Source organism: Aquimarina mycalae, from assembly GCF_029906345.1.
Taxonomy (GTDB): Bacteria; Bacteroidota; Bacteroidia; order Flavobacteriales; family Flavobacteriaceae; genus Aquimarina.
This window is the reverse complement of the sequence record NZ_JARYGY010000003.1, coordinates 182,014-196,470: the sequence shown is the minus strand read 5'-3', so window position 1 is coordinate 196,470 and position 14,457 is coordinate 182,014. Positions and strand designations below refer to the sequence as shown.

At 31.5% G+C, this 14,457-nt stretch carries 12 protein-coding genes; 11 read left to right on the top strand and 1 reads right to left on the bottom strand.

The features are described from left to right. The 8 genes from QBK95_RS08655 (at position 1) to pdxH (ending at position 8,274) form a co-directional block, all read left to right on the top strand. The gene (locus QBK95_RS08655) at positions 1–2,037 is read left to right on the top strand and encodes an OmpA family protein (protein ID WP_280932653.1); all 2,037 of its coding nucleotides are present in this window, start codon (positions 1–3) and stop codon (positions 2,035–2,037) included. Between the two features lie 173 nt (positions 2,038–2,210). Next, on the top strand, positions 2,211–4,037 hold the full coding sequence (gene rpsA / locus QBK95_RS08650; protein ID WP_280932651.1) for a 30S ribosomal protein S1: 1,827 nt from the start codon (positions 2,211–2,213) through the stop codon (positions 4,035–4,037). A 179-nt stretch (positions 4,038–4,216) separates the two neighbouring features. Then, positions 4,217–4,756, top strand: coding sequence for a bifunctional pyr operon transcriptional regulator/uracil phosphoribosyltransferase PyrR (pyrR, locus tag QBK95_RS08645; protein ID WP_280932649.1), 540 nt, complete (start codon positions 4,217–4,219; stop codon positions 4,754–4,756). 64 nt (positions 4,757–4,820) lie between these two features. Next, positions 4,821–5,750: an aspartate carbamoyltransferase catalytic subunit gene (locus tag QBK95_RS08640; protein ID WP_280932647.1), complete on the top strand. Its 930-nt coding sequence runs from the start codon at positions 4,821–4,823 to the stop codon at positions 5,748–5,750. Between the two features lie 4 nt (positions 5,751–5,754). Beyond that, positions 5,755–6,087, top strand: a complete 333-nt coding sequence (locus QBK95_RS08635; RefSeq protein ID WP_280932645.1) for a ribonuclease Z — start codon at positions 5,755–5,757, stop codon at positions 6,085–6,087. 54 nt (positions 6,088–6,141) lie between these two features. Then, positions 6,142–6,594 carry a thioredoxin family protein gene (locus QBK95_RS08630; protein ID WP_280932643.1) on the top strand — a complete coding sequence of 151 codons (453 nt, stop codon included), beginning with the start codon at positions 6,142–6,144 and terminating at the stop codon, positions 6,592–6,594. Positions 6,595–6,657: 63 nt separating this feature from the next. Next, positions 6,658–7,563, top strand: a complete 906-nt coding sequence (locus tag QBK95_RS08625; RefSeq protein WP_280932641.1) for a ribonuclease Z — start codon at positions 6,658–6,660, stop codon at positions 7,561–7,563. A gap of 60 nt (positions 7,564–7,623) precedes the next feature. Continuing rightward, on the top strand, positions 7,624–8,274 hold the full coding sequence (gene pdxH / locus QBK95_RS08620) for a pyridoxamine 5'-phosphate oxidase (protein ID WP_280932638.1): 651 nt from the start codon (positions 7,624–7,626) through the stop codon (positions 8,272–8,274). A 31-nt stretch (positions 8,275–8,305) separates the two neighbouring features. On the opposite strand, the gene QBK95_RS08615 is transcribed toward pdxH, so the two are convergent. After that, positions 8,306–10,462, bottom strand: a complete 2,157-nt coding sequence (locus QBK95_RS08615) for an OmpA family protein (protein ID WP_280932636.1) — start codon at positions 10,460–10,462, stop codon at positions 8,306–8,308. A gap of 413 nt (positions 10,463–10,875) precedes the next feature. Here QBK95_RS08615 and QBK95_RS08610 point away from each other — a divergent pair, with 413 nt between their 5' ends. From QBK95_RS08610 to QBK95_RS08600, 3 genes are read left to right on the top strand one after another with little or no spacing between them, the layout of a single operon-like run. Further along, positions 10,876–11,361, top strand: a complete 486-nt coding sequence (locus tag QBK95_RS08610) for a SixA phosphatase family protein (protein ID WP_280932634.1) — start codon at positions 10,876–10,878, stop codon at positions 11,359–11,361. Then, positions 11,362–13,467: a polyphosphate kinase 1 gene (gene ppk1 / locus QBK95_RS08605; RefSeq protein WP_280932633.1), complete on the top strand. Its 2,106-nt coding sequence runs from the start codon at positions 11,362–11,364 to the stop codon at positions 13,465–13,467. Positions 13,468–13,472: 5 nt separating this feature from the next. Beyond that, positions 13,473–14,372, top strand: coding sequence for a Ppx/GppA phosphatase family protein (locus tag QBK95_RS08600; protein WP_280932631.1), 900 nt, complete (start codon positions 13,473–13,475; stop codon positions 14,370–14,372). Positions 14,373–14,457 lie beyond the last annotated feature (85 nt).

Below are 14,457 nucleotides of genomic sequence, written 5' to 3'. Positions count from 1 at the left end.
ATGAAAACTAAAATACTACTTGTATTAGCTATATTGATCGCACAGATGACGTTTTCACAAAGAAAAACTAGAGCAGATCGTTTTTTTGAAAATGGAGATTATGTAAATGCAGCTTTACAATATGAACAAGAATTAAATCAAGAAGGGTATACAAAACATATTCTTAAAAATATTTCTACAGCATACTATAACACCTTTCAATTTAAACAAGCCTATCGATATCTTAAAATTTTGACTTCTGGAAAATTTTATGGAAAGGATAAAACCTATGATAATTCATTTAATTTTATGATGCATCAAGTGTTATCTTCCCTAGGCAAGTATGAAAAAGCAGTTGATTTTTTAATATTATATTCAAAAAATGAAGGCAGAGAACTTTCTAGATCTAATGCTATAGCTGAGATAGAAGCTTTTAAATTAAAGGATGATGACTATACAGTGATGGCAGTAGATTTTAATTCGGATGCATCCGAATTTGGAGCTGTTAAGAAAGATAGTATAATCTATTTTTCTTCAGACAGAAAGCCGAATAGCTTATTAGATAAAAATTATAAATGGACGCATCGTCCTTTTTTAAATATTTATCAGAAGACTACGAATACAGAGGTTGTTTCTTTACCAGGTAAAATCAATTCAAAACTTCATGAAGGAAATTTTTGCTTTGCTGATGATGGCAATACCTTATATATTTCTAAAAGTAATACCGAAAAAGGCAGAAAACGATTTGATAGCATTCAGAATAATGCCATTCATTTATATAAATCACAAAAAGTAAATGGAGTATGGTCTGCACCAGAAAAACTTAGTTTTAATAATGTAAATTATAGTATAGAACATCCTACAGTAAGTAAGGACGGAAGTAAACTATATTTTGCATCTAATATGCCAGGTGGATTTGGAGGATTTGATATCTATGTGACAGAGATTAATCTAGATGGAACATACGGAAAACCAGACAATCTCGGTGAAACAATAAATACTGCTAATCGAGAACAATTTCCTTTTATTTCTAAAGAGGGTCACCTTTTCTTTTCTTCTAATGGACATTTAGGGTTGGGGATGATGGATGTTTTTGTTTCAGAATCAAAAGAAGGAAGATTTACTAAACCAGTAAACTTAGGTGCTCCAATTAATTCTGGATATGATGATTTTTCATTAACCTATTATAATGAAACAGATGGTTTTTATGCATCCAACAGAAAACATAAAACCAATGATGATATTTATTCTTTTTCTCAAATTGGGGAGATATTTTTAAAAGAGTATCTGGTAAGTTTTGAGGTAAGGGAGTTCGCTACGGATAATTACATTCCTAATGCTAGTGTAATTCTATATGATAATGATAAGAATACAGTTTATGAAAAAGATCTAGACTCTATTGCGTCTTTTAGTATGAGTATCTTTCCAGGGAAATATAATTTTAAGGCCTCTTCTGATGGGTATGATACTAAAATCAAACCTATTTTGATTAAAGAGAAAGATGAGGAGACTTATATTATTTATTTAGAAAAGAAGAAAGAAACTGAGGTAGTAGAAAACTCTGAAGAAAATGTAACAGAAATTGCTAAGACCCAAAAGGATGGTAAACAAACGAAGAATGCTGAACTTACAGGAGAAGAATTAAGACTTAAATTGCTTTCAGATAAAGTAGGTCCACAGGTAATTGAAAGAAATGGTAAACTCTATTTTGATCTTCCACCGATTTATTTTGACTACGATAAATGGAACATTAGAGCTGATTCTAAAAAGGTATTGGATGAGTTTGCGTTAAAATTGGATAAATATAAAACCGTTTATATTAAGATTGATTCTCATACAGATAGTAGAGGAACTGATTCGTATAATCAGGTTCTGTCTGAAAAAAGAGCAGAATCTACTCGTAATTATCTTGCATTGGTAGGATATGTAAATGCCCGAAGAATGCAATTTGAAGGATTCGGAGAATCTAAACCTTTGATCGAATGTAAGGATAAGGTTTGTACAGAAGAGGAGCATCAAATCAATAGAAGAAGTGAGTTTGAGATAATTAAATATTAAAGAATTCGATATAATAGATAATACTTTGTTTTCTAATAAATTAAATTGTATTTTTGCAGCCCTTTTTAGCGAATAAGAGAATAAAAAAGGATAAAAAATAATTTAATTTAACGCTTCTGTATATACTTTCGTTTTGATTCTCAAGTAAGTACAGAATACAAATTTTATCTTCAATGTCTGAAGAAACAAAAAACACAGACGTTCAGGAAGTAGAGGCTCCAAAGGCAGCTCCAGCTGCATCTCCTCAACAAGAAAATCCTGAGCAATTTTTAAAAGATTTTAACTGGCACAACTACGAAGAAGGTATTGACCCAATCGCAGATGCTAAACTTGAAGAGTTTGAAAAGCTAGTTGCAGAAAACTTTGTTGACACCTTAAATGATGAAGTAGTAGAAGGAACAGTAATCAATATTACAGATCGTGATGCTATTATTGATATTAATGCAAAAAGTGAAGGTGTTATTTCATTAAATGAATTTCGTTACAATCCAGATCTTAAAGTAGGTGATAAGGTTGAGGTATTAATTGATGTGCGTGAAGATGCTACAGGTCAATTAATATTATCTCACCGTAAAGCACGTGTGATTAAGGCTTGGGATAGAGTAAATAATGCTCATGATACTGGCGAAATCGTAAACGGTTTTGTGAAGTGTAGAACTAAAGGAGGTATGATCGTAGACGTATTCGGTATCGAAGCGTTCTTACCAGGTTCTCAGATCGATGTGAAGCCTATCCGTGATTATGATGCTTACGTTGGTAAAACAATGGAATTTAAAGTGGTTAAGATTAATCACGAATTCAAAAACGTTGTTGTATCTCACAAAGCGCTTATCGAAGCTGATATCGAAGAACAGAAGAAAGAAATTATTGGTCAATTAGAAAAAGGTCAAGTATTAGAAGGTACTGTTAAGAATGTTACTTCTTACGGTGTATTCGTTGATCTTGGAGGAGTTGATGGACTTATTCATATTACAGACCTTTCTTGGTCTAGAATCAACCATCCAAATGAGATCGTTGAACTTGATCAGAAATTAAACGTGGTAATCTTAGACTTTGATGAGGCTAAGACACGTATCCAGTTAGGTCTTAAGCAATTAAAACCACATCCGTGGGAAGCTTTAGATAACGAACTTAAAGTTGGTGATAAAGTAAAAGGTAAAGTAGTTGTAATCGCAGATTACGGTGCATTTATCGAAGTAGAAGAAGGAGTAGAAGGATTGATTCACGTTTCTGAAATGTCTTGGTCAACACACTTACGTTCTGCACAAGATTTCGTAAAAGTTGGAGATGAAGTAGAAGCGGTAATTCTTACATTAGATAGAGAAGAACGTAAAATGTCTCTAGGTGTTAAGCAATTAACTCCAGATCCTTGGACAGATATTACTACTAAGTACCCAGTTGGATCTAAGCATTCTGGTATCGTTCGTAACTTTACTAACTTCGGTGTATTTGTTGAGTTAGAAGAAGGTATTGACGGATTAATTTATATTTCTGATCTTTCTTGGACTAAGAAAATCAAGCACCCATCAGACTTTACTAATGTAGGTGATAAGCTTGACGTTGTAGTTCTTGAGTTAGATGTTGAAGGACGTAAATTAAGTCTTGGACATAAGCAAACTGAGGATAATCCTTGGGATAAATATGAAAAAGAATTTGCTGTAGGAACTAAGCATACAAATACTATTGCAGAGATCGTAGACAAAGGAGCTACTATTGACTTCAATGAAGATATCGTTGCTTTCGTACCTTCACGTCATCTAGAAAAAGAAGATGGTAAGAAGCTTACTAAAGGTGATGAGGCAGAATTCCAAATCATTGAGTTCAACAAAGAATTCAAGAGAGTAGTAGCGTCTCACACTGCTTTATTTAAAGAAGAAGAAGCTAAGATAGTTAAGCAAGCTGCTAAGAAAGCCGCTGCAAGTTCATCAGAAAAAACCACTCTTGGTGATATCGATGCACTAGCTGATCTTAAAGCTAAAATGGAAAAAGGAGGAAACTAATCTTTTCTTTTCCAGATATATTAAAAAGGCCGTTCGATTGAACGGTCTTTTTTGTTTATGGATTTACTAGTACTTTGGTAAACTATAATATGATCTATAGATCATAAAACTTATTGCGATACTAGTATTATCATTCTAAAATTTATTACTTTTGTATTCCAGATATCCATTTGGAGATTATGAGTCAAAAATTACTTCTTAGTGCAAAAGAGATAGATATTATTCTGCACCGTTTGGCTTGTCAACTAATAGAAAACCATACTCATTTTAAAGATACTGTACTAGTAGGTGTTCAGCCAAGAGGAATTTTCTTAGCAGATAGAATAAAAGATATTTTAATTAAAGATTATCAGGTTACCGATATTAAATTAGGGTATCTGGATATCACATTTTATCGAGATGATTTTAGAAGAGGAGAAAAACCATTAGAGGCAAATAAAACAGACATAACATTTACGGTAGAGGACAAGCGAGTGGTATTTATTGATGATGTATTGTATACTGGACGAAGTATAAGATCTGCATTAACAGCCATCCAGTCTTTTGGCAGACCGCAGGAAATCGAATTATTGACATTAATAGATAGACGTTTTAGTAGACATTTACCCATACAACCTAATTATCGAGGACGACAAGTTGATGCTATCAATCAAGAAAAAGTCAAGGTTAACTGGATAGAAAATGGAGGAGAAGATGCAGTGTATTTAATTAACAATTAAAATTGAATAATTTTTGAAACACTAACACATAGTATTTTCAAGAATAAACTAACACTAAAAACGAATGAGCGAATTAAGTGTAAATCACTTACTGGGAATTAAATATCTTAATAAAGAAGATATAAACCTTATCTTTGAAACAGCTGATCATTTTAAAGAAGTGATTAATCGTCCGATAAAAAAGGTTCCTTCGCTTAGAGACATAACTATTGCTAACCTTTTTTTCGAAAATAGTACTAGAACACGATTATCATTTGAACTAGCTGAAAAAAGATTGTCTGCAGATGTAATTAATTTTTCTGCAGCGTCGTCATCAGTTAAAAAAGGAGAAACACTTATAGATACGGTTAATAATATCCTTTCTATGAAAGTTGATATGGTCGTAATGAGGCATCCTAATCCAGGTGCAGGTGTTTTTCTTTCTAAACATGTAAATGCAAGTATTGTAAATGCTGGAGATGGAGCTCATGAACATCCTACTCAGGCATTGCTAGATTCGTATTCGATACGAGAAAAATTAGGAGAAATACAGGGAAAAAAAGTAGTTATTGTTGGAGATATTTTACATTCTAGAGTAGCACTATCTAATATCTTTGCACTTAAACTGCAAGGAGCAGAAGTAAAAGTTTGTGGTCCAAAAACGTTGATTCCTAAATACATAGAAAAGTTAGGGGTTGAAGTAGAGACTAATTTAGTAAAAGCGCTAGAATGGTGTGATGTAGCAAATATGCTGCGAGTTCAAAATGAGAGAATGGAAATTAGTTATTTTCCTTCTACCAGAGAATATACACAACAATTTGGAGTAAACAAGAGGCTATTGGATAGTCTTGATAAAGAGATTGTAATAATGCATCCAGGACCAATCAATCGTGGAGTGGAAATCACGAGTGATGTTGCTGATTCTAATCAGGCCATTATATTAGATCAGGTACAGAATGGAGTGGCAGTGAGAATGGCTGTTATTTATCTTTTAGCTTCAAAAATAAAACAATAGACATATGATTTTTAATAAAGAAGGTTCTACTACCATAATTACACAAGAAAAGACTACTATTATAGAGTTCGTAAAAGGAATTGAAGATAGATACGAATCTATGAAAAATGATAATATTGTTGCTAATCTGTTTTCGTTAGAAAAAATCTCAATAGATGATATTAATGAGTTTTTGAGAATTTCTAACAAACATAAAGCGAATAAACATTCCTTTGTTATTGTTACAGATAAAATTTCATACGATGAAACTCCTAAGGAAATTACGATTGTTCCTACGCTTATTGAAGCATTAGATCTTATAGAAATGGAGGAAATAGAAAGAGATCTCGATTTCTAAAAAAAAAGTAGTTTGATTTTGTAATCTATATGGTTTTTTTTCGTCTTAACGTTTATGAATAAATACGCCCCATTTATTCTTGTGCTATTATCTATGTTTTTTGGTACCGCCAAAGCACAAGACTGGAAATATGATTTTGAAGAAGCAACCGCTTTGGCAAAAGAAAAAAATCAAAATATTGTATTACTTTTTACAGGATCGGATTGGTGTCCTCCTTGTATAAAACTAGAAAGAAAAATATTTTCTGATCCTAAATTTAAAGATTTTGCAGATGAAAACTTTATTTGGGTAAAAGCAGATTTTCCAAAGAGAAAAAAAAATAGACTTTCAGAAGTTCAGCAAGAGAAAAATATGCAACTAGCCGAACGATATAATAAAAGGATGGTGTTTCCAGTAATTTTGGTAATAAATAATGAAGGTAAAGTTCTAGGTGCTACAGGATATAGGAAGATGTCGGCAAAACGTTATATGGAATTACTAACTACTTTTAATTCTTTTGGAGGCTGATATTGGTTTATATAAGAGATTAGATTATCTTCACCCAGTTGTTAATTAAGATGTAAAATAATTTTGAAACTTACAATTTTAGGTTGCTATTCTGCTACACCAAGAACATTTACAAATCCAACTTCTCAGGTTCTAGAAATTAATAATCATATTTTTCTTATTGATTGTGGAGAAGGTACTCAAGTAGAGCTTAGAAGAAATAAGGTTAAATTTTCTAGAATTAACCATGTTTTTATTTCACATTTACATGGAGATCATTTTTTTGGATTAGTAGGTCTAGTTTCTACGTTTAGGATGCTTAATAGAGAAAATCCATTACATATTTATGGCCCAAAAGGAATAAAGGAAGCAATTACACTGCAATTGAAGCTTTCTAGTTCATGGACTGATTATCCTTTACATTTTCATGAATTAACTAATTCAGAATCAGAAGTAATATTTGAAGATGAAAAAGTGATTGTGCATACAATCCCACTACAACATCGCATCTATTGTAATGGGTTTTTGTTTAGAGAAAAAACTGGAGATAGAAAGTTGTTGATGAGTAAGGTGTTAAATTATGATATAGATAGATCCTACTATAAATCAATTAAGAAAGGTAAAGATGCAGTATTAGATAATGGAGAGGTTATTCCAAATGAGGAATTAACAGAAGATCCGAATCCTGTTAAAAGTTATGCTTTTTGTAGTGACACGAGATATGATGAAGATAAAATTGCAATAATTAATAACGTTACTGCCTTATACCACGAATCTACTTTTTTAGAAAGCCATAAACATTTATGCCATAAAACAGGTCATAGCACTGCGATAGAGGCTGCTACAATTGCGAAGAAAGCTAATGTGGATAACTTGATTTTAGGACATTACTCTACACGTTATGATAATATTGAGCAATTTAAAGATGAAGCTCGAACTGTTTTTGATAATGTAGAAGTTGGAGATGATGGTAAAGTTTTTGAATTTTGAATACATAAAATTTAGTATTTCGCATTACATTTATACTAAAAAAGAATTAATTGAATAACAATGAATAGAGATCTTTCAGAGTATAGAAAGTCTTATGATAAAAAGGCTTTAGTAAAAAGTGAGCTTCCTGAATCTCCTTTTAATTTGTTTTCTAATTGGTTTACGGAAGTAGAAGAGGCTGGTGGAGTAGATGAAGCTAATGCAATGACTCTTGCTACAACTGGACTGGATGGTTTCCCAAAAGCAAGAATTGTCTTGTTAAAACATTTTGATAATGAAGGGTTTGTGTTTTATTCAAATTACGAATCTGAAAAAGGGAAAGCCATAGAAGCTAACACAAATGTTTGTATTTCTTTTTTTTGGCCTAATTTAGAACGTCAAGTAATAATTAAGGGGTTCGTAGATAGAATATCAGAAACAAAAAGCACTGAATATTTTCAATCTCGTCCACGAGGAAGTCAATTGGGTGCTTGGGCGTCTGATCAAAGTACTATTATAGATTCGAGAGAAAATCTGGAAAAGAAACTTGCGGCATTAGAAGAGCAATATAAAAATAAGAAAATACCAAAACCAGATTTTTGGGGAGGTTATTGTATTAAGCCAGTAGAATTTGAATTTTGGCAAGGCAGACCTAATCGATTACATGATAGAATACGATATACATTGGATAAAGAAAATACAAATTGGAAAATTGATAGATTATCTCCTTGATATCATAAAGAATATCATTCTTTATGATGATTTACATAATCACAAAACTTGACCTACGATTCTTTCTATACTCTTCTTCCGAACAGTCTTTTCCATCTTTACATTTATTTACAGGCTTAGCTTCTCCAAACCCAACATAAGATAAAATTCTGTTTTGCGAAATATCCTTGCTAATAAGGTATTTGTATATAGATTCAGCTCTTTTTTGTGATAGTGTTAGATTATAATCGGTATCACCACGACTATCAGAGTGTGTTTCTATTTTGATAAGCATATCTGGGTAATCCTCTTTCATTAAAGTGACAACCTTATTTAATTCAGTTTCAGCTCTTGGTGTAATATCCCATTTATCAAATTCAAAATAGATTTCATTTAATTTTATAAGATCATTTAGAGTTTTACTCAATTTGATATTAGAAGTTAATCCAGACTTAGGATCTTGCTCTATTTGTACTAGATCTTCATTGTTAATTCCAGTACTTTCGGTATTTTCAGATTTATTTGCTGTATTTATTTCTACAAGATTCTTTTCTAATTCCTTGGTTCTTGTAACAAAATCTGTATTGGCATTCGGACAATTTAATCCACTCATATCGACAGCTAATTTTAACTGATAATAATCAGGTAGATTACATTTGTTTATATGATTATACCCTTCAGATTGTTTTTTGGTTTCATTAAGAGAACCATTAAACTCAGCAATAACGGGTTGGTCTACAATAGTTACTTCTCCCGTTTCATTTAATAGGTCACAGCTGGTATTTACTTGAATAGAATAACGGATTTCAAAAGGTTCACTATCTATTTTTACCATTTTGTCAGGAATAGTAAAACTTACAGTTCTAGAAGGTTTGTCGTATGCTACTTTAATCCTTTTAGAAGGTAAAACAACCGATTCCTTAGAGAATATCACATGTTCTGGCAGTATATCTTTAATAACTGTGTTTTTGGCATTGTCGTTACCATCATTGTTGATTGTTAAACTATATACTATTTCTTGATTAGGAGTTAGTAAGTCGTTCGGAAAAACAAAATTATTATCTGTGTATTGAGATCTTTTTATAATCTGAATAGCAGGTTCGTAAATTTCAACACTAAAAGCAACAGCCATCACAGAATATCCATCATTATCAGTCAATAATCTAAAACTAGATTTTGTTTGATTATTACCAATTATACTATTTCTTGGGTTTTTTATATCAAATAAATCTGCATCATATCCCAAGGTATTTTGACTGGCAGGAACTCTAGTAGTAATATCCTTTCCATTTTCAGTAATGTTGGCATTAAAGAAATTGTTCATAGGATTGGTATTGTCTGTAATACCCTTATATTTATTTGTTTCATTAGACATTACCTGAAAACGATCTCCTCGAATTCCTTTATCCCCTTCGTATGAAATCACACCAATTTTTCCGTGTACTGCTCCTTCAGGAATGGTCTGGAAGTTATCAAATGAAAACTCTACTGGTTTTGCCTTAGAATCAATATTTACAAATCCGTCGTATACATAAAATCGTTTGCGAGGTTTAGCATTATCCTCATAAATCACAACCATAGTCCAGCCTCCAATTAACCCATTTCCTAAAACTTCATCATCATTAACCTCAGAAGTGGTTGCTGGAATATTAGCTACGGTATATGTTCCTGTTGGATCGTTTAAGTTTATTACTTCATTGGTAATATCCTTATAACAAGAGTATTGCTTAAATAAAGATTTAGGGTCGTTATAATAATCATGAATAACCGTACCGTTATTAATCGTACTGTATGTAGAACTGCCAGGATACTTTATTTTTATAGAAGTAATATCGTTTTTTCGTACATCATCTGCATAAGACGCTGTCCAATAGATTCCTACATGCTTGATTGAGGCACAACCAGATGGGATATTTAAATCCGCACTACTGGAGTTAAAGGTATTTGGGTTATTATCAATATCGATAAACCCCATTCTAAACTGATTATTTAATCCTCCGTTATTATAACTTTTATTAGGATTAAACACATCTGTTCCATCATCATTACTAACTTTACCTAGTATGGTATTAGAAACGAACTTGAAATCACCCTTAATGGTAAATTCAGTCCTTTTTTCTAGAGGTACTTCAACCTGACCATATATATTATAAGAAAAATATAATATGATAAAAATGAGGCTGAAATGAACCTTTGTTAGATTCTCCATTTTATAAAAAACTTTCTCCACTTTTCCTTTTTTATTCCCTATTTGTTTAACTTAATTTGTGCGAATAAATTGTATTAATTGATAAGGGTAAACAACTTCATACTAAGGGGAAACCGTAGGTAAATTTAAATTTTAACATTTAATTATGTAAGGAAAAAGTGCTCTTTTCGATATAAAATGCGGTTTTATCGATTAACTGCATGTGATTATTGGCCTCATTTTCATTGATTTAAAGCATTTTTTTTTAAAAGGTACTATGAGATTGGATGTGTTGTTTACTTTGTTTCATTTGTATTATTGTTAAACCTCTTTTTAATTAAATACTTTTTTATGTTATTATATTCAGAATTGTAAAACCTAATTCTTAAACTTGCGTATATAAAACCGATCTCAATCAAAATTATTTAGTAATTATGAAAACTTTATATATTATCAGGCATGCAAAATCCTCTTGGGAGTTTGATGTTGATGACCACAAGAGGCCTTTAAATAATCGAGGTCTTAGGGATGCTGATTTAATTGGGAAAAAGCTGAAAACTATAGTAAAATCAGTAGATAAGATATTGAGTAGTGATGCCGAAAGAGCTAAAACAACTGCGAAAATTATTTTAGACAACCTTGATTTTGATGATTCGATATTTAGTTTAGAACCAAAACTTTATGATTTTAATGGCCATCAGGTAATGGAGGTGATTAAAGGTTGTAGTGATGAAATTAATACTTTGATGATTTTCGGTCATAATCATGCATTTACTTCAATAGCAAATCTATATGGAAATAAAGTGATTGATAATCTTCCAACAGCGGGATTGGTAGGAATAGAGTTTGAAGTAAATGATTGGAAAAGTATATCTGTAGGAAATACCTTTCTTACATTATTCCCTAAAGAATTGCGTTAAATGTCAGAAAATCAACAGAATAAGTATATTAACAGAGAATTAAGCTGGTTACAATTTAATGCCAGAGTTTTACAGGAAGCATCAGATGATAGTGTACCCTTATTAGAAAGGCTAAGATTTATAGGTATATTTTCTAATAATTTGGATGAGTTTTTCAAGGTTCGATATGCAGCTATTAAGAGAATTGATCTTGCAGGAAAAGATGGTAAAAATGTACTAAAAGGTAAAACTGCAAGTGAGTTATTAGAACATATTACCAAAACTGTGATTAAGCAACAGTCAGAAAGCTTAAAAACGATAGAAACCATTGGAAAAAAACTTGAAGAGCATAATATTTTCATGATAAATGAAAATCAAGTTACTCCAGAACAAGATAGCTTTATTAGAGGATATTTTGTAAACAAAGTTAGCCCTGCATTGGTTACTTATATTCTAAATGATCTGGATAAGATTCCACATCTTAAAGACAGTGTGGCGTATCTTGCGGTAAAATTGGTTTTAAGAGATAAAGTACCTAAGGAGGGAACGATATCAAAGATTTTAAATCAAAAAACTAAGGAGAAAATTTATGCCTTAATTGAGATTCCGAAAAATACAGATCGTTTCGTTGTTTTACCAGAAAAAGATGGAAAACAATATATTATTATATTGGATGATCTTATTAGATACTGTATGCAGATCAACTTCAGTATTTTTGATTATGTTAGTGCATCTGCACATATGATTAAGATCACAAGAGATGCCCAACTCGATTTTGACAATGATTTTAGTAAAAGTTTTATACAAAAAATATCTAGTAGTGTTAAATCTAGAAGAGATGGGGAGCCTGTCCGATTCGTGTACGATAAGATGATTGATAAGGATACTCTTAATTTCTTAATGGAAAAAATGGGAGTAGATAATACGGATAGTATTATTCCAGGAGGTAGATATCACAATCGTAGAGATTACATGAATTTTCCTGATTTAGGTAAAATGAGTTTGATATACCAACCACTACTGCCGTTACCAATTCCTGGGTTAAGTTTGCAAGGAAGTTTATTAGAAAAAATTGCCAAAAAAGATTTTTTACAGTATACACCATATCATACGTTTTCATATACTGTGAAGTTTTTAAGAGAATCAGCAATTGATCCTAAGGTAAAAACAATTAAAATTACCATTTATCGATTGGCGAATATATCTCATATCGCAAGTTCTTTGATTAATGCTGCAAAAAATGGTAAAAATGTTACCGTACAAATTGAACTTCAAGCGCGTTTCGATGAAGCAGCTAATATTGGTTATGCAGAACAAATGCAGCAAGAAGGCGTACATCTTATATTTGGAGTTTCTGGATTGAAAGTACATTGTAAAGCTTGCATTATAGAAAGAGAAGAAGGTGGAAAGTTAAAACGATATGGATTTATTAGTACTGGAAACTTTAATGAATCTACGGCAAAAATATATACAGATTATACCTTGTTTACTACTAATGAAGCGATTTTAAAAGAAACGAATAAAGTTTTTAAATTTTTTGAAATTAATTATAAAGTAAGCAGATATAAACATTTATTAGTTTCTCCTCATTATACCAGAAGCTCATTAGTAAAATTAATAGATAATGAAATACAAAATAGCAAAGCGGGCAAACCATCTGGTATTAAATTAAAATTGAATAGTCTTAGTGATTATGATATGATTGATAAGCTCTATGAAGCAAGTAGAGCAGGAGTGAAAATTAATTTGATTGTTAGAGGTATTTGTTGTTTAATTCCCGGAATTCCTGGAATGAGTGAGAATATTGAAGCTATTAGCGTAGTAGATAAGTTTTTAGAACATCCTAGGTTGTATATATTTCATAATGATGGAGCACCAAAAGTATATATTTCTTCTGCAGATTGGATGCGTAGAAATTTGGACAGACGCGTCGAAATATCATGCCCTATTTATGATGATGATATTAAAGAAGAATTAATGGACTCTTTTGAAATTTGTTGGAGCGATAATATCAAAGCAAGGAAACTTTCAGAAAATCAAGATAATAGTTATATTAGAAACGATAAAGTAAAAGTGAGATCACAGATTGCCACATATGACTATTATTTAAGAAAATTAGGAAATTAAGTATTTTGTTGACTATAGAAAAATATGGAGCCATTGATATTGGTTCGAATGCGGTTAGATTATTGATTAGCAGTGTTCATGAGGAGAAAGGAAAAACAACCAGATTTAAGAAGACAAGTTTGGTTCGTGTACCTATCCGATTAGGAGCTGATGTATTTCTTACGAATAAGGTTTCTGAGGAGAATATAAATAGGATGATTGATACCATGCAAGCGTATCAACTATTAATGAAGACTCATAAAGTAGTTCGGTATAAAGCGTGTGCAACTTCTGCGATGAGAGAAGCTCAAAACGGAAAAGATGTGGTCGCTCTTATCAAGGAAAAAACGGGAATACAGATTGATATTATTGATGGTTCTAATGAAGCTGCAATTATTGCAATGACCGATCTTCATGAATTAATCAATTCTGATGCAACATATCTTTATGTGGATGTAGGTGGTGGTAGTACAGAGTTCACTCTATATCATAATGGTCAAACTATCGATTCCAGGTCTTTTAAATTAGGAACAGTAAGACTCTTAAATAATGTAGTTTCCGAAACTATTTGGAAAGAAGTAGAAGCTTGGATTAAAAGAGTTACAGCTATGTATCCTAGGATATCTTTAATAGGGTCTGGTGGAAATATTAATAATATATTTAAAAATAGTGGTAAAAGTATAGGTAAGCCTTTGTCATTTTTGTACTTAAGTACCTATTATGAGCTACTTAATTCAATGTCTTATGAAGAGCGTATCTGGGAGCTTAATCTAAATCAAGATAGAGCAGATGTTATTTTACCTGCAACCAGAATATACTTATCAGCTATGAAGTGGAGTAATGCCAGAAAAATTTATGTTCCTAAAATAGGGCTTACGGATGGTATTATAAAATCTTTATACAGTGAAAAATTAAACAACAACTAACACTTTTTTTTGATATTTATTTAAATAAAATAGTGGAAAATTCCCCGATAAATTGTAAAAGATTTAAAAAAATGATTTTTTTATC